Origin of the sequence: Aquaspirillum serpens DSM 68 (assembly GCF_000420525.1) — a bacterium.
GTDB lineage: Bacteria > Pseudomonadota > Gammaproteobacteria > Burkholderiales > Aquaspirillaceae > Aquaspirillum > Aquaspirillum serpens.
This window is the reverse complement of record NZ_ATVC01000034.1, coordinates 12,403-28,880: the sequence shown is the minus strand read 5'-3', so window position 1 is coordinate 28,880 and position 16,478 is coordinate 12,403. Positions and strand designations below refer to the sequence as shown.

The window sequence follows — 16,478 nt, the reverse complement described above, 5'->3', positions numbered from 1 at the left end:
CGGTTGACCCGCACAATTCGTCCCTGTTCATCTAGGACTAATAAGCCATTTTGCATGGTGTCTTCGATGGCAGCGCGTAACTCCATTTCTGCCCGTAAATGCGCCTCGACCTGTTGCCGATGGCGGATATGTTGCCGCACGCGCCATAGGCTCAACAGCAGAAACACCAATGATAACAACATCCCCCCACCTAGTAAGGGCAAACTCAATCCCAATCCGACACGATAGGCGGTGGCGCGTAGGCGTAGGCCATGCCCCGGGGGGGTAAAGTCAATTTCATGGCTTAAGGCGGCGGCGCGTTCACCAATATTGAATTTACTGGCTAACACAGCGCCATCGAGATTGACGATGCTGATTTGATATTTTTGTGCAATCCACCACGGCACATGATGGTAGAGCAAACCATTGAGCGCATAAGTGAGCCGTACAGTGCCAGCATATTCCCCGTGGCGATACATCGGCATCACCATATCGACCAACGGGCGTTTATGAATGGGCGAATAAAGAATGCTATAGGCAGCACCACGCATTTTACGGCCACTGTCGAGGGCATCTTGTTGGGCAAATTCGCTGGCGCTGTCGTTGGCGGTGACTTCATCACTGACACGGCTGACGTGCCAAATCAATTGGTGTTTGGGATCGAGATAATCGACTTGCACCAGTTCGCGGTTTTCCCGTAGCAACAAACGGGCGGCTGATTTGAAATGCACGGCATTGATATTGTCGCGAGCAAGATCTTGTGCGATGGCCGCTGCCCAATCTTGATGGCTTTGAAAATGCAGGCGCAGTGTTTGTTCTAACCACAAAATATCTTGAATTAGCCCATCACGCCGTTCGTCTTGGGTGTCGCGATAAATCAGTGCAATCAATAAGCTAAATGCAATCAATAAGCTAAATAACACCAACAACCCCACCACGGCGAAGGCTGGTCCCCACCATAACCAACGCCCCGTTAACGGCTTTTTCATTCTGGTTTTGCCTTCTTGTGCTTCATTGCTGTGCCTATCATGGCCCATTTTGTCGCTTCTCGGTATCGCGATAGTGCCCAATTAGGGTTTTCCCTAATGCGGAATTCCCTAATAGCGAGCATGGCAAGAGCAAGCTAAGGTTGAGCCATCGCACAACAAAATCTCACAGAGGAGAACGCAAGATGAAATTTAAGTTAAGTGCACTGGCCTTGGCCGTTGGCGTGTTGGCATCACCGATGGTGATGGCATCTGAAATTGTCATCAAATTTAGCCATGTGGTGGCACAAGACACCCCAAAAGGCAAAGCCGCTGAACATTTCAAAAAGCTGGCTGAAGAGCGCACCAAGGGTAAAGTGAAAGTCCAAGTCTACCCAAACAGCCAGTTGTATAAGGACAAAGAAGAACTGGAAGCCCTGCAATTAGGTGCGGTGCAAATGTTGGCACCCAGCTTGGCTAAATTCGGCCCATTGGGTGTGAAAGAATTCGAAGTCTTTGATTTGCCTTATATCTTTGACGATTACAAAGACCTGCATAAAGTGACCGAAGGCCCAGTCGGTAAACAGTTGCTGGGTAAATTGCAAACCAAAGGCATCACCGGTTTGGCGTTTTGGGATAACGGTTTCAAAGCCTTCTCCGCCAACAAACCTTTGAAAGCCCCTGCTGATTTCAAAGGCCTGAAGATGCGGATTCAATCTTCCAAAGTCTTGGAAGAAGAAGTGCGCGCCTTGGGTGCTTTGCCGCAGGTGATGGCATTCTCCGAAGTGTACCAAGCCTTGCAAACTGGCGTGGTTGATGGCACCGAAAACCCAATTTCTAACTTCTACACCCAAAAAATGCACGAAGTGCAAAAACACCTGACCCTGTCTAACCACGGCTATTTGGGTTATGCCACGGCTATTTGGGTTATGCGGTGATTGTGAATAAGAAATTCTGGGACGGTTTGCCAGCGGATGTGCGTACCACCTTAGAAGGTGCAATGGTTGATGCAACGAAATACGCTAACCAAATTGCAGAACAACAAAACCTGCGTGATCTCGAGTCGGTGAAGAAATCGGGCAAAACCACGGTTTATACCCCAACCCCAGCTGAGAAAGCGGCATTGAAAGCGGCACTGGTGCCGGTGCACAAGAAAATGGAAAGCCGGATTGGGGCTGATTTGATTCAGTCGATCTATAAAGAGACTGGATTTACTGCACAGTAATCCTCCCAGTCGCAAAACGCCTGTTGCTGTCGTGTCGGTAGTTAAGCCATGACCAACGGGCGTTTTTTTCGGAGTTGTTATCATGTTGATGAAATTACTCAACCGGCTAGAAGAGACACTGGTGGCGACGCTGATTGCGTTGGCCACCGTGATTATCTTCGTTTCGGTTGTGCACCGGTTTGCTGCAACCACCGAGATGTTTGGTGACTTTGCTGCAGGGATTAACCTTGCGTGGGCGCAAGAACTGTGTATTTTGATGTTTGTGTGGATGGCGAAGTTTGGCGCCGCCTATGGTGTGCGGACGGGCATTCACGTCGGTGTGGATGTGTTGATCAACAAATTAAGCACGCCGCTGCGCAATAAATTTGTGTTGTTGGGGTTGGCTGCTGGTGCGTTGTTTACCTTTATTGTCGGTTCCCTCGGCAGCCATTTTGTATGGCATAACGGGATGAATTATGCGGTGTTGACCACCTTTGGTATGGAAGTGGTTGATATCTACGAAGGGCCAGTGACCCCCGATTTGGAATGGCCGACATGGATTGTCTATATGGCGATTCCTCTCGGTTCTTATCTGATGTGTTTCCGCTTTATGCAAGTGTTTGTTGAATTCTTACGCACCGGCGAATTGCCCCACCACGATCATGGTCATGTCGATGGTTTAGAAGACGAAGTACCTACTACTGTTGGCGAAGCGATTGAAGCAGCAGAAGAAATTGAACACGCTCACGCTGGCCATCCCGAAGCCTTACAACCTAATAAAAACAAGAAAAGCGGAGACTAAACCATGAATGGCATGATTATTTTTGCCTTGTTGGCAGTGTTGATGCTGACAGGGATGCCGATTTCGATTTCCCTCGGCCTGACGGTGCTCACTTTCTTGTTCACCATGACCGATGTACCGATTGAATCAGTGGCGTTAAAGCTGTTCACCGGTATCGAAAAATTCGAGATCATGGCGATTCCATTTTTTATCTTGGCCGGTAATTTTCTCACCCACGGCGGTGTGGCGCGGCGGATGATTAACTTTGCCAGCTCGATGGTTGGGCATTGGCATGGTGGTTTGGCGCTGGCCGGTGTGGTGGCGTGTGCCTTGTTCGCGGCGGTGTCGGGTTCTTCTCCGGCAACCGTGGTGGCGATTGGCTCGATTTTGTTACCTGCAATGGTGAAACAAGGTTATCCAAAAGCGTTCGGTGTCGGTGTGATTGGGACATCTGGCGGTTTGGGGATTTTGATTCCGCCTTCGATTGTGATGGTGATTTATGCTGTTTCGACCAACAGCTCGATTGGTAAATTATTTATCGCTGGTATTGTGCCGGGGTTGTTGTTGGCGGCGGTGTTGTTGGGTGTGACATGGGCGGTGGCGAAAAAACGCAATTATCCACGGATGGCTAAAGCCAGCTGGGGTCAGCGTTTCGCGGCTTTACGCGAATCGATTTGGGGTTTGTTGTTGATTGTGGTGGTGATTGGTGGGATTTATTCCGGCATTTTCACCGCAACCGAAGCGGCGGCGATGAGTGCGGTGTATGCCTTTATCGTCGCCTTGTTTATCTACAAAGATTTGACTTGGAAACAAGTGCCGAAGGTGTTGTTAGATTCGGCTAATATGTCGGCGATGTTGTTGTATATCATCACCAACGCAGTGTTGTTCTCGTTCTTGTTGACCAGTGAAAACATTCCACAAAACTTAGCCGACTGGATCAACCACATGGGACTGAGCCCGTGGATGTTCTTGTTGGTGGTGAACTTGCTGTTGCTGTTGGCGGGTAACTTTATGGAGCCGTCTTCGGTGTTGTTGATTACTGCACCAATTTTGTTCCCTGTTGCCATGGCATTAGGCATCGACCCGATTCACCTTGGAATTATCATGACCGTGAATATGGAAATCGGCATGATTACCCCACCGGTGGGATTAAATCTCTATGTGGCATCTGGGATTGCAAAAATGGGCTTAACTGATGTGACCAAGGCGTGTGCGCCGTGGATTTTGGTGATGATTGGTTACCTGATGTTGATTACCTACGTCCCTGCTATTTCGTTGTGGTTGCCAAATATGTTGGGTATGTAAGCAACTTTCTGCCAAAAAACGCATCTTGCACGCAGCCAGATGCGTTTTTTTCAGTCTAAAGTCGCGTCATGCTTTTGCAAACCTGCGCCATCGGCCTGCAGCAATAATCTGACAGGGCTATAATCCCGCCTCTTGCTGCCGCGACCGAATCGCGTATACCAACATAATAAGTCTTCCTCCCACAATCAATCAGAGAAGAAACCTAGGAGTTCCGAATGGACGAGCAATTGCGTCAGAGCGCGCTGGAATATCACCGTTTTCCCACTGGTGGCAAAATTCAAGTTGCCCCCACCAAACCTTTAGCGACTCAGCGCGACTTGGCACTGGCCTATTCCCCCGGCGTGGCAGCAGCGTGTGAAGCGATTGTTGAAGACCCCACCGAAGCCAACACCCTAACCGCACGCGGCAACTTAGTGGCGGTGATCTCCAACGGTACCGCCGTGTTGGGCTTGGGCAATATTGGCCCCTTGGCTGGTAAGCCAGTGATGGAAGGGAAAGGGGTGCTGTTTAAGAAGTTTGCCGGCATCGATGTGTTCGACTTAGAAGTCGATGAAAACGATCCTGACAAGTTGGTTGACATCATTTGTGCCCTTGAGCCGACTTTTGGCGGGATCAACCTCGAAGACATCAAAGCCCCCGAGTGTTTTTACATCGAGAAAAAATGCCGTGAGCGCATGAATATTCCGGTGTTCCACGATGACCAACACGGTACCGCGATTGTGGCGGCTGCGGCAGTATTAAACAGCCTGCGCTTGGTGAACAAAGAAGTCGGCAATGTGCGCGTGGTATGTTCTGGCGCAGGTGCGGCGGCGATTGCGTGTTTAGACTTGTTGGTAGCGTTGGGCGTACAGCGCACTAATGTAACCGTCTGTGATTCAAAAGGCGTGATTTTCCAAGGCCGTGATGAAAAGATGGACGAGTCGAAACAACGCTATGCGATTGTTGACAATGGCCAACGTAAATTAGCTGATGCCATGGTTGGCGCGGATATTTTCATGGGCTTGTCGGGGCCAAAATTGGTAACCCAAGACATGGTCAAGAGCATGGCAGCGCATCCGCTGATCTTGGCAATGGCCAACCCCGAGCCAGAAATTCTGCCGCCGTTGGTGAAAGAAGTGCGCCCTGACGCCATTATCGGCACTGGCCGTTCTGATTATCCTAACCAAGTGAACAATGTCTTGTGCTTCCCGTTCATCTTCCGTGGTGCCTTAGACGTTGGCGCGACCACCATCAATGAAGAGATGAAATTGGCGTGTGTGCGTGCGATTGCTGACTTGGCGATGGCCGAGCAAAGCGATGTGGTGGCCAGCGCGTACGAAAACCAAGAACTGAAATTTGGTCCAGAATATCTGATTCCAAAACCGTTCGATCCCCGTTTGATTATTCAAATCGCCCCTGCAGTAGCAAAAGCAGCGATGGATTCCGGCGTAGCCACTCGTCCAATCGCCGATTTTGATAGCTATGTCGATAAGCTGACACAATACGTTTACAAAACCAACCTGTTTATGAAACCGGTGTTTGCTGCGGCAAAAGCGGATAAAAAACGGGTGGTGTTGGCGGAAGGTGAGGATGAGCGCATCCTGCACGCAACCCAAGAAATTGTTTCGACAGGTTTGGCCTTCCCTATCCTGATTGGTCGTCCTTCGGTGGTGCAAAGCCGGATTGACCGCTTAGGCTTGAAAATTCGCCCCGGCATTGACTTTGAACTGGTCAACAACGAAAACGACCCTCGTTTCAAAGAATACTGGACTGACTACTACGAAATCATGAAACGCCGTGGTGTATCGGCAGAAGTCGCCCGCCGCGAAGTCAGCCGCCGTACAACCTTGATTGGTGCGTTGTTGATTCGTAAAGGCGAAGCGGATGCGATGGTGTGCGGTAGCTTCGGTCATTACCACTTACATCTGGGCTATATCAAAGATGTGATTGGAATGAAAGAAGGGGTGAAAACCTTAGCCGCGATGAATGCGTTGATGTTGCCAACAGGGAACATCTTTATTGCGGATACCTATGTCAATCCGAATCCGACGGCTGAACAAATCGCCGACATTACCGAATTGGCCGCCACCGAAATGAAGAAATTCGGTATCGTGCCAAAAGCGGCGTTGTTGTCGCATTCTAACTTTGGTAGCAGCGACAGCGACTCGGCAACCAAGATGCGCGATGCGTTGGATTTGATTCAAGAGCGGTTGCCAAACTTGGAAGTGGACGGCGAAATGCAAGGCGATGCGGCTTTGATCGAACACATCCGCAACGAGGCTTTGCCTTCCAATACCTTAAAAGGCAGTGCCAACCTGTTGATCATGCCAAATGTTGAAGCCGCTAATATCAGCTACAACTTGTTGCGCGTGTCGGCTGCCGACGGCGTAACCATCGGCCCGATTTTGATGGGTGCAGCAAAACCCGTTCACATCGTTACTGCCATTTCTTCGGTACGCCGTATTGTGAACATGGTGGCCTTGGCTGCTGTGGGGGCGCAAAACAATAGCTGATTGTTATTGGGTTGATGCAAGAAAAACGGGGCTACATTGGCCCCGTTTTTTATATGTGATTGCTTCAATTTAACCGTATCTAAGCCAATTCCAGCTCGTTGTCTTGATGAGGATGAACGCTATTTAGCGTGTGGGCGGCTTTGTGGGCTTGTTTTAACAAACGGCGTAAATCGCTGCAATAACGAATCAACTCATCCATTTTCTCGACACTTAAGCCCCCCGATGCCCCCTGCTCCAACAAATACGCCTTGAGTGTTTGATAACCTTCCTCTATCGCCTCAATGCCAGCAATCGGGCGTTCGAGAAAATCGGCTTGCGTGGGGTCGAGTTGTTGTAGGACGGCACCGACTTGTTCCAACCACGGCAACAAATGATCGTGATACAGCGCATTCGGTGTGGCGGCGAGTTTTGCCACATGAGGCCGCAATGGTGTCGCTTCCCGCACCAACTCATAACACACCTCGTAATAACGGTGGATGCGTAACAAGGCGGCCAAGTGGCGCGAGGTGTCCTGCGGCATCACATGTTGATTCACGGTATTCACAAAATCGACAATGCTTTGCGACAACATCGGCACCGCATCGAGCTTAATCGGAGGGCTGGCGACGTGGGTGGGGTGGTAGATGGCTTGGGTTTGTTGCAAACACATCCCGCCTAAACGAATCACCTCACGATATAAGGCATCAACTGCCAATGAAGGTACGGCGGCCACGTTGCGGTCAATATAGCGCGGGCGGCCTTGTTCTTCTTCTTGGGTGGTGAAACGCTGTGCTAAAAACTTGCCCAAGCGGTCGGTGAGCGGCCACATCAAGATCACACCAAGCAAATTAAAAATGGTGTGGAATAGGGCCAAACTGACCGCCGGTGAATGATCGAGGTTGATGGCCTGTTGAATGTTGGCAATCAGTTCTAACAAGGCGGGTAGTAACAGCAAAGCGATGATGCCGGTCAGCACGTTAAACATCACATGCGCTAACGCCGCCCGTTGTGCATTTGGCGTGGCAGAAATGGCAGCTAACACGGCGGTGGCAGTGGTGCCGATATTAGCACCGATTACGGCGGCGGCAGCTTCATTAAGCGGCAACACCCCCGCTTCAGCCAAGGTCAACACCACTGCTAACACTGCGGCCGAGGCTTGCATGACCACTGTCAGCACAATCCCTGCCAACGTAAACGCCAACACCGACCAGAAGCCATAGCCCGATAATTGACTCAGATCGAGGCTACGGCTATCAGCAACAAAAGCTTGCTGTAAAAAGCCAATGCCGAGAAATAAAATCCCAAAACCGGCCACCGATCCGCCCAATGCCCCTCGGCGAGTTTCTGGGCCGGTCAGTTTGCACAACATCCCAAGCCCAATCAGTGGCAAAGCGGCGGCATCGAGTTTGATTTTAAAACCCAACACTGCGACTAGCCAGCCGGTGAAAGTCGTGCCGACGTTCGAGCCAAAAAACACCCACAATGATTGACTCAATGGCAATAAGCCGGCGTTGACAAAGCCGATGGCAGCGACGGTGATGGCGGTGGACGATTGCACCAAAGCAGTGGCGCCAATGCCAAAGAACAGGCCGCGTAGCCGTGTTGCTGTCCATCGTTTCAGCCATTTGCCTAAGGCCGGTCCAACTGCCAATTTCAGGCCGTCGGTCATTAAGCTCATACCCAATAAAAATAAACCGATGCCGCCCAATAAATACCCGAGTTGTAAACCGGCCATACGCCTCTTTCCTAATACTTAAAAGCAACGTGCCAACAAAGCACCTGCCACAGGTTGACCGAGATTGGCCTTCACGCGGATACCATTACCAGCGGCGACTTCAATCGCCTCGCCAGTTTTACCGCTATAAAGCTGTTGTAACGGCACCATCCGATTGCCTTCGGGGTGAATCACCTCGATAGTATCGCCGACACCAAAGCGGTTTTTTACCTCAACAATCGCCAAACCCTCTTCATCCACACCAATCACATCACCGGCATATTGACTCTTTTTCGCTTGTGAATGGCCATATAAATAGTTTTGATAATCTTGGGTCTGATGACGTTCGAGGAAACCTGGGGTATAGCCACGGTTCGCCAATCCTTCTAAATCGGCCAACAGCGTGACATCAAACGGACGACCTGCCACCGCATCATCAATGGCGCGGCGATAGGCTTGTGCGGTACGGGCGACATAATACAAGCTCTTCGTGCGGCCTTCGATTTTCAGGGAGTCCACTCCAATCGCGACCAATTTTTCAATTTGCTCAATCGCCCGTAGGTCTTTTGAGTTCATGATGTAGGTGCCGTGTTCATCTTCCATAATCGGCATCAACTCACCTGGACGGTTGCTTTCTTCGAGCAAATAGGTTTTGTCGGCCAACGGATGACGCTCGGCACCACCACAGGCGGCAAAGCTTTGGTTGGCTTCTTCTAACGCTTGGTTCATATCAAAACGAATCACTTGCGGCGCCACATCACCCGATTGATCGCCGGTGGTGTCGTGGACTTTGTAATCCCAGCGACAGGCGTTGGTGCAAGTGCCTTGGTTGGGGTCGCGGTGATTGAAATAACCCGATAACAAACAGCGGCCAGAATAGGCAATGCACAGCGCACCGTGAACGAACACTTCCAGCTCCATATCAGGGCATTCCTGACGGATCTCGGCGATTTCTTCAATCGACAGTTCACGAGACAGGATGATGCGGCTGATGCCGAGCTTTTGCCAAAACTTCACCCCCATATAGTTGACGGTATTGGCTTGCACTGACAGGTGAATTGGCACTTCAGGCCATTTTTCGCGCACCATCATAATTAAACCCGGATCGGCCATGATTAAGGCGTCGGGTTTCATGGCAATCACCGGTGCCATATCCGCCAGATAGGTTTTGATCTTGCTGTTATGTGGCAACAAGTTGCTGGCAACATAAAATAATTTGCCACGTTCATGTGCTTCACGGATGCCGGTTTGCAGTTCTTCTAATTTGAATTCGTTATTGCGAGCGCGCAGAGAATAGCGGGGTTGGCCGGCATAGACCGCGTCTGCACCAAAATCATAGGCAGCACGCATTTTGTCGAGAGAACCGGCGGGTAATAACAATTCGGGAGATCGAGACATGGAAAAGCTCATTGAGAAAAAAAGGGGCAGAGGCTAATCATTCACGATAGCCTCGTCAACAAAAAAACCAGTAAAAGCAAGCGATTAGCGTCTAGCGGCGGCGTTTGACCATCAAACCAGCCAGTGCCAGCAGTTGTAGCGCAAAGCTCAACAACATTAGCCCTCCCCACAACACTTGCCAGCCACCATGTGGTGACCATTCAGGGGTTTGTAATGCCGCTGAACTCAAGCCAAACACCACACTTGCCAGCAACAATAAAGCGCCATACCAGATGCGATTGAGGCGCAACAAACGCGATTGCAAAGTCATGTTGTCTCTCATTTTTTATGATTTCGGTGCGAAAACTGAAGCTGTAAATCTCACCCTATCTTACGGGTTTGCACTGATGTAGATCAAATTTATCAATGTGCGATACAAAAAAGTTGTTTATGCTAAATGAGCCATGAAAATTAGCGCAATGTATAAACAAAAATCGGCTATCTTGCGGAAATCTTTTGTTTTGTGGCGTATAACTGGAATAAAACCTGCTTATTCATCGCTACAATCTCTCACCCCTTATTCCACACCATTTCCGCCACCCTCGAAAACCTCGTGGCGTGATGGTGTTCTCTTGATCAGAGGACGTCCCGTGTATGAACCTACTTGCCGATATTTCTATTAAAACCCGTTTGGCTTTAGGCCAATTGTTGCTGTTGGTGTTGTTGATTGTGACAGCAGTGGCGGCATGGTTGGGTGTCAAACGGATGCAATACGAGGTTGATGAACTCAGCCGGACGCATTTACCTACCTTACATGCTGTCAGTGATTTACGCCAACACATCGGGGCGATTCGTGGTTATGAAAAGGACATCGTTATCCATTATGCAACGTCTAGCCGCCGCGATGAAGCAAAAAAAGCTTGGGATAGTGAGCGGCAAAAAGTTGAGCAGGTATTGAGCGTTTTGCAACTAAAACAACAAGATGGTAAACCAGATACCTTACTACAATCGCGTTTTGAAGCCTATGTAAAAGGGATTGAGGCCATTTATCGCGGCTTGGCCAGTGGTGAAATCGGCGATGCAGAAAACCTGAATCAACAACTGGCTTGGTACAAGAGCGCCGTGAGCGATATGGAACAGGCGCTGGCTAAGGCGGTAGCTGAAAGCAATCGGCAACTAGATCAGGGCCAAACAGAATTGGCACAGCGTACGGAGATGATTTTATTGGTATTGGCTGTCTTGGCAGCGGTGGCGGTGGTGTTTAGCTTGCTGGCGCAGTGGGTGATGGTGCGTTCTATCAATCGGCCACTGTCGGTGTTACAACAGGCGGTGGCGCATGTCGGGCAAAGCGGTGACCTGACTCATACCATCCCTGATTTGGGTCGCAATGAAATTGGCACGGTGGCGGCGACTTTTAACCGCTTAGTGCAGCACATGCGTAATTTGATTGCCGAAGCCGGCCACAATGCAAAACATGCGGCTGATTCTGCCGGTGGTTTATCGGGTGTGGCAAATCAAGTGTCTTCTACCGCAGAACAACAGGCCGATGCAGCTTCGAGTGCCGCTGCCGCTATTGAACAACTGTCGGTCAGTTTTAGCCATGTCACAGACAGTGCCAATGCCTTAGAACAGCGGGCGCGTAATATGAACGACACCGCCGCCGAGGGTGAGCAACTGGCACAACAAACGGCAAAAGAAATCAGCCGCACGGCACAGCATTTATTGGGTTCGGCCAATGTGGTGGCGACGCTCGATCAGCGTTCAACCGAGATTGGTAATATCGTGATGATTATTCGTGAAATTGCCGAGCAAACCAATTTATTGGCGCTCAATGCTGCGATTGAAGCAGCACGGGCAGGTGAAGCGGGGCGGGGGTTTGCAGTAGTGGCGGATGAGGTGCGGAAATTGGCCGAACGTACCAACACGGCCACACAAGAAATTGATGTCAAAATCCGTGCTGTCCAAGGCGATACCAGCCAAGTGGTGGACAATATGCGGCAGGCGGATGAACTGATTGCTCATGGTGAAACTTTAGCCAAACGCACCGCCTCGGCATTAACCGAAATTCGTACCAGCTATACCGAATCGATGGAAAAAATCGCGGATATTGCCCAAGCTCTGCAAGAACAGCGCGAGTCGAGCCAACAAATTGCAACCCATGTTGAAACCATCGCCTCGATGAGTAGCGAAAACTATCACGCCGCCGGTGAAGCGGCGCGATTGGCTGGGGAGCTGCGCGAGTTGTCTGCCGTGTTGGAACAGGCGATTGGTCAATTCCGCACGGTTTAACTTCCTGTCCTCAGTTTCCCCCTTGCTCAGTGGACAACGCCCACCAGCAAGGGGACAAGTCTCAAGCATGTAGCTCGTCAACCAAACGATCTAATAATTCGATCACCTCACTGCTGGCTTGTTCGACACCCTGCATCGCGGCGACAATCGCTGTCCGTTGCTCAGCATTGTGCATCCAATCTCCTTCTGCTAAATGCACGGCACGATGCACACCGCTGTGTACGGCGCTATGGGGGCGGTCGAGTTTGCTATAACTCGGCGTACCTGCAAAGCGTTGTTTACCAACGCCTTCTTCATACCATTTACCCAAACGGCAGTTATGGTGATCGACGGCCACTGCTTTGGCTTCTTCTTGGTGTTGTTGTGGGTTTTGGATAGTCAGGTAAGCACGTTGTTTATACACAATGTGGTCAACCTTCGCTAACGAGGCAAAGGCGCGGTCACGGGCATACGAAAGCTGTTCCAACGTTTGTTGACTGGAAGTCGATAGATTTTTGAACGTGGCGCGGAAGGCTTGTACTCGCGTTTGTAAAGCGTCGGCTTGGGTGGCGGCTTGTTGTGATTCGTTGCTGATATGGCCAGTACGGGCGGTGAAGCCTTCGATGGTGGTGCTGATGCTGTTGGCCGCTTGTTTTGAGCGCTCCGCTAACAGCCGCACTTCGTCTGCCACCACCGCAAACCCCCGCCCCGCTTCACCTGCCCGCGCTGCTTCAATCGCGGCATTGAGCGCCAATAAATTGGTTTGTTCGGCGATATCGGTAATCGTACCCAGCGCTTGGATCACGGCATTGCTATCGTTGGCCAAACCTTGCACACGTTCATGAATCGCCCGTAAACCGGCGATCATTACCTGCATGTTTTCAGTCATCGCTTCTGCTTGTTGATTGCTGGTTTGTGAAGCGGCGATATTGTGTTCGGCAATGTGGTAGGTCGATTCGATATGCTGGTTAATTTGCATTAAATCGCGTTGTGTCGTGACCAAATTTTGCGTCAAGTTTGCCGAATTCATTTTATGCAGCTGTGAAAACAGCGAGTTACGTGCCTGTTCACTTTGGCTATCGCGAATTGCTTGCACGGCGACACCAATGTTTTCGAGCGAGGCTTTAGGTTGACCGACTAAACCCTCGGTAATCGGTGGCCGTGCGCGTTGGCTATCATACACACGGCGGAAAGCCGAGTCGGACTCATGGAAATAGGCCTCGACGTGATCTAAAAACTCGTTCAGTTCCCATGCAACCTTGCCCACTTCACCTAAGCCGACTGTTTCGGTAACGCGATGTTGAAATTCCCCTTTTTTACAACGCTTAAGCGTTTCGTGCATTTCGCGCAGGGTGGCAATCGCCCGCAGCAACGAAATACGGTGGGGGACAATAATCAGCAACAAGATGATTGGATAGAGCACTAGCCAAATTGGGGCTTGGTATTGCCAAATCATCCACACAACGATGGCTATGCTCGATAACACATAAAAACTGTGGGCAATATTGACTTGGGTACGAAGGAAAGGAATCGGTGCAATGCGGCGGCTAGAGTGAGTCGTCATCATCGGTTGGCTTTCTGCTGTTGACCACGGCTTTTTTGATAAAGCGCTAACATCAAACTTTCGTAGTCATGTTGTTGTGTGGCTAATTCTTGTTCCCATTGTTTCCATGCCGCATCTGGGCCCACTGCGCGTTCTTGTTGCAACAGTTTCTGATACATCGGTTCTAACACTGCGATGGCGTCATCGCTGGCACCCCGACGAAATGAGCTATAGCCCACGATATTGTCGTCTGCATCACGCTCTTGCACGATATGGGCAAAAACCCAATAGCCATGACCTTGTGCTGAGCAATTTTTAACATAACCAAAAAACTCCATACCGGCTTTTAAGGTTTTCCATAAATGGGCAAACAGTGCTTTTGGCATGTCTGGATGGCGAATAATGTTATGAGGATTGTTTAATAATTCGGCCTCAGAATAACCAGAAATCTCCATAAACATACGGTTGGCATAGGTGATGTTGCCATTTAAGTCTGATTTAGAGACGATAAAACGGTTGGTGGGTACTTTAATTAACTGTCCGCTGATAGCAATAGATGGGCGAGACACAGTAACAGACTCCCGAGTTGGAATAGCGGTGGTGGATTAAAACAGCTGTGGGTGTTGTAGCGCACTGATGAGCTGCCAAAGCGCCAATAAGCAAATAGACAGCCCTGCCACGCGGCGAACCCACGCTTTTTGTAGGGTTTGCCGAACACTATCAGCAAACCAACCAATTAACAGCAAGTTGGGCAAGGTACCGAGGCCAAAAGCCAACATCAGTAACGCCCCATGTTGTGGGTTGGCGGTGGTGAGGGCTGATAGGCTGGCGGTATAGACCAAACCACACGGCAGCCAACCCCAGAGCGCACCAGCAATAAAGGCATGGCCCATATGGCGGATAGGGAGGATTTTTTGTAATAGTGGTTGTAGGCGGCGCCAAATCGGTCGGCCCAGCCGTTCAATATGGCTGACCCAGCCGTTGATGCCTGCCAGATATAAACCCAACAAAAACAGCAAACTTTGTGCGACAAAGAACAAAGCCCATTGCACGCTGAGACTATTAAGGCTGGCAATCCCTAAGCCGCCAATGCCCCCGACGAGGGCGCCGACGGCGGTATACGAGCTCAAGCGGCCCGCATTCACGGCGAATAGATAGGGCCAAGCGCGGCGTTGTGGAGGCAGTTGCATCATCAAAGCAGAAGCCAAACCGCCACACATCCCGACGCAGTGCCCACCACCCAGAAAACCAACTAACCACACCGCCAGAAGATGAGTGTCCGGCATAATGATTTTTTGTTATCAAAACCGATATTTTAGCTGAATTAGGCTGGCACTTTATTGCCTTAAGCTTTTTTTAAGTTAAAGCGCCATTTTTGGTGAAAAATAGCATTAAATTGCTGCAATGCAAAATTAAATTTTAAGATATGTTTAAGAAATAGTCGGCAATATCGATACTCACTGAATGTCTGCTGTGTCTTGCTACAGAAGTATTCAGGGCATTTCCTTGCTTTCTCAACCGCGTTCTCGGATGCGGTTTTTTTATCCCGAAAAAAAGCCCCACCGTTGAGTGGGGCCAAATTGAGGGAGAGAAAATGGAGAGACAGGGATTATTGAATGGTTTCCATCACTTTCCAATCGCCGCCTTCAACTTTGTAAACGGTCACTGTACCGTTTTTCAGATCACCTTTTTCGTCATACGAAATGCTGGCGGCGGTTACACCGGCGTATTCGGTTTTTGCCAGCTCAGGTAAGTATTTCGCTGGGTCTGCCGAGTTGGCCTTTTTCATCGCTTCGATCATGATGCGAGTCGCGTCATAGCCATACGGCGAGTAGGTAGCAACATCTTGGTTAAAGCGTGCTTTGTAACGGGTGGCGTAGTCGTTGCCTTTTGGCATTTGTTCCAGTGGCAAACCAGCCAACGAAGCAATCGTGCCTTCCGATTCTGCACCAGCCAGTTTCAAGAAAGTTGGGGTTTTGGTCATTTCACCCGACACCAGCGGTGCGGTGATCCCTAAACGCTTGAGCTGTTTTGCCATTGGCGCGGACTGTGCATCAGCACCACCGTAAAAGATGATGTCAGGGCCAGCGCCTTTAATGGTGGTCAGAATTGCGGTGAAGTCAGTGGCTTTGTCGTTGGTGAATTCACGTTTGATGATTTCGCCACCAGCGGCTTTCACCGATTTCTCGAACTCATCCGCCAAACCTTGGCCGTAAGCGGTGCGGTCGTCAATGATGGCGATTTTCTTCGCACCCAGTTTTTCCACCACGAATTTACCCATCACCGCACCTTGTTGGGTGTCGGAGGTCATCGAACGGAAGGTGGTATTGAAACCTTGTTGGGTGAACTGTGGTGCCGTTGCCATCGCAATCATCGGAACGCCTGCATCGTGATAAATCTTCGAAGCAGGAATCGCGGTACCGGAGTTGAAGTGACCGATAATCCCGTTGATTTTGGCATCAACAAATTTTTGTGCCACTTGGGTTGCGGTTTTCGGGTCGGCTTGGTCATCTTCAGCTTGCAACTGGAATTTGACTGGTTTGCCGTCGATGGTTGGGTTTTCGGCGTTCGCGTCTTCAATCGCTAAGGTTACACCGTTTTTATATTCCTCACCATAGTGGGCTTGTGGGCCAGTCAGCGGTGCGGCAAAACCAATGTTAACCACTTGCGCTTCGGCAGCAGCAGGGGCGGCAGGCGCGGCGGCTTGTGCTGCGGGGGCTTCTTCTTTTTTACCGCAGGCAACTAAAGTCAGGGCTGCTGCCACTGCAGCAGAAATTTTTACTAACTTGCTTGTTTGCATCGTTCTTCCTCTTTCCTTGAAGTAAAAAACCGAATGATTCACTGGATAAGTCGATCATTACAGTATCATGC

The 16,478-nt window shown here is 50.1% G+C and carries 13 protein-coding genes and 1 pseudogene; 6 read left to right on the top strand and 8 right to left on the bottom strand.

The genetic code is table 11. The features are described from left to right. Positions 1 to 1,016, bottom strand: a pseudogene (locus G465_RS0108010) (hypothetical protein); the annotation flags it as partial. A gap of 134 nt (positions 1,017 to 1,150) precedes the next feature. On the opposite strand from G465_RS0108010, the gene G465_RS14015 reads away from it, so the two are divergent. From G465_RS14015 to G465_RS0107990, 5 genes are all read left to right on the top strand, one after another. Beyond that, positions 1,151 to 1,882 (top strand): DctP family TRAP transporter solute-binding subunit, encoded by a 732-nt coding sequence (locus tag G465_RS14015; RefSeq protein WP_373277220.1) that lies wholly within the window; start codon positions 1,151 to 1,153, stop codon positions 1,880 to 1,882. A 2-nt stretch (positions 1,883 to 1,884) separates the two neighbouring features. After that, positions 1,885 to 2,169, top strand: a complete 285-nt coding sequence (locus tag G465_RS16515) for a type 2 periplasmic-binding domain-containing protein (RefSeq protein ID WP_373277228.1) — start codon at positions 1,885 to 1,887, stop codon at positions 2,167 to 2,169. 82 nt (positions 2,170 to 2,251) lie between these two features. Further along, the gene (locus tag G465_RS0108000) at positions 2,252 to 2,950 is read left to right on the top strand and encodes a TRAP transporter small permease (protein WP_022653961.1); all 699 of its coding nucleotides are present in this window, start codon (positions 2,252 to 2,254) and stop codon (positions 2,948 to 2,950) included. A gap of 3 nt (positions 2,951 to 2,953) precedes the next feature. Next, the gene (locus tag G465_RS0107995; RefSeq protein WP_022653960.1) at positions 2,954 to 4,234 is read left to right on the top strand and encodes a TRAP transporter large permease; all 1,281 of its coding nucleotides are present in this window, start codon (positions 2,954 to 2,956) and stop codon (positions 4,232 to 4,234) included. A 215-nt stretch (positions 4,235 to 4,449) separates the two neighbouring features. Then, entirely contained in the window at positions 4,450 to 6,726 is a 2,277-nt protein-coding gene (locus G465_RS0107990) for an NADP-dependent malic enzyme (RefSeq protein WP_022653959.1), read from the top strand. 79 nt (positions 6,727 to 6,805) lie between these two features. Here the strand turns inward: G465_RS0107990 and G465_RS14010 are convergent, their stop codons facing one another. The 3 genes from G465_RS14010 to G465_RS0107975 form a co-directional block, all read right to left on the bottom strand. Further along, positions 6,806 to 8,440 (bottom strand): Na/Pi cotransporter family protein, encoded by a 1,635-nt coding sequence (locus tag G465_RS14010; protein ID WP_022653958.1) that lies wholly within the window; start codon positions 8,438 to 8,440, stop codon positions 6,806 to 6,808. Between the two features lie 18 nt (positions 8,441 to 8,458). After that, a complete protein-coding gene (trhP, locus tag G465_RS0107980) occupies positions 8,459 to 9,817 on the bottom strand; it encodes a prephenate-dependent tRNA uridine(34) hydroxylase TrhP (RefSeq protein WP_022653957.1) in 1,359 nt (452 codons plus the stop codon). Between the two features lie 91 nt (positions 9,818 to 9,908). Beyond that, positions 9,909 to 10,127, bottom strand: coding sequence for a hypothetical protein (locus tag G465_RS0107975; RefSeq protein WP_022653956.1), 219 nt, complete (start codon positions 10,125 to 10,127; stop codon positions 9,909 to 9,911). Positions 10,128 to 10,450: 323 nt separating this feature from the next. On the opposite strand from G465_RS0107975, the gene G465_RS0107970 reads away from it, so the two are divergent. Next, entirely contained in the window at positions 10,451 to 12,085 is a 1,635-nt protein-coding gene (locus G465_RS0107970) for a methyl-accepting chemotaxis protein (RefSeq protein WP_022653955.1), read from the top strand. 61 nt (positions 12,086 to 12,146) lie between these two features. On the opposite strand, the gene G465_RS16360 is transcribed toward G465_RS0107970, so the two are convergent. From G465_RS16360 to G465_RS0107950, 4 genes are all read right to left on the bottom strand, one after another. After that, complete coding sequence (locus tag G465_RS16360) at positions 12,147 to 13,631, bottom strand: methyl-accepting chemotaxis protein (protein ID WP_022653954.1); 1,485 nt, start codon at positions 13,629 to 13,631, stop codon at positions 12,147 to 12,149. Continuing rightward, positions 13,628 to 14,176, bottom strand: coding sequence for a PAS domain-containing protein (locus G465_RS14005; RefSeq protein WP_022653953.1), 549 nt, complete (start codon positions 14,174 to 14,176; stop codon positions 13,628 to 13,630). The genes G465_RS16360 and G465_RS14005 overlap by 4 nt, the downstream gene beginning before the upstream one ends. A gap of 36 nt (positions 14,177 to 14,212) precedes the next feature. After that, the gene (locus G465_RS0107955) at positions 14,213 to 14,893 is read right to left on the bottom strand and encodes a sulfite exporter TauE/SafE family protein (protein ID WP_022653952.1); all 681 of its coding nucleotides are present in this window, start codon (positions 14,891 to 14,893) and stop codon (positions 14,213 to 14,215) included. Positions 14,894 to 15,216: 323 nt separating this feature from the next. Continuing rightward, positions 15,217 to 16,407, bottom strand: coding sequence for a branched-chain amino acid ABC transporter substrate-binding protein (locus G465_RS0107950; protein ID WP_022653951.1), 1,191 nt, complete (start codon positions 16,405 to 16,407; stop codon positions 15,217 to 15,219). Between the last annotated feature and the right edge of the window lie 71 nt (positions 16,408 to 16,478).

Excerpts from the sequence above, each read along its gene's own strand:
- G465_RS14015 (WP_373277220.1), top strand. The coding sequence starts at position 1,151 with ATGAAATTTAAGTTAAGTGCACTGGCCTTGGCCGTTGGCGTGTTGGCA.
- G465_RS0108000 (WP_022653961.1), top strand. The coding sequence starts at position 2,252 with ATGTTGATGAAATTACTCAACCGGCTAGAAGAGACACTGGTGGCGACG.
- G465_RS0107995 (WP_022653960.1), top strand. The coding sequence starts at position 2,954 with ATGAATGGCATGATTATTTTTGCCTTGTTGGCAGTGTTGATGCTGACA.
- G465_RS0107990 (WP_022653959.1), top strand. The coding sequence starts at position 4,450 with ATGGACGAGCAATTGCGTCAGAGCGCGCTGGAATATCACCGTTTTCCC.
- G465_RS14010 (WP_022653958.1), bottom strand. The coding sequence starts at position 8,440 with ATGGCCGGTTTACAACTCGGGTATTTATTGGGCGGCATCGGTTTATTT.
- trhP (WP_022653957.1), bottom strand. The coding sequence starts at position 9,817 with ATGTCTCGATCTCCCGAATTGTTATTACCCGCCGGTTCTCTCGACAAA.
- G465_RS0107975 (WP_022653956.1), bottom strand. The coding sequence starts at position 10,127 with ATGACTTTGCAATCGCGTTTGTTGCGCCTCAATCGCATCTGGTATGGC.
- G465_RS0107970 (WP_022653955.1), top strand. The coding sequence starts at position 10,451 with ATGAACCTACTTGCCGATATTTCTATTAAAACCCGTTTGGCTTTAGGC.
- G465_RS16360 (WP_022653954.1), bottom strand. The coding sequence starts at position 13,631 with ATGATGACGACTCACTCTAGCCGCCGCATTGCACCGATTCCTTTCCTT.
- G465_RS0107955 (WP_022653952.1), bottom strand. The coding sequence starts at position 14,893 with ATGCCGGACACTCATCTTCTGGCGGTGTGGTTAGTTGGTTTTCTGGGT.
- G465_RS0107950 (WP_022653951.1), bottom strand. The coding sequence starts at position 16,407 with ATGCAAACAAGCAAGTTAGTAAAAATTTCTGCTGCAGTGGCAGCAGCC.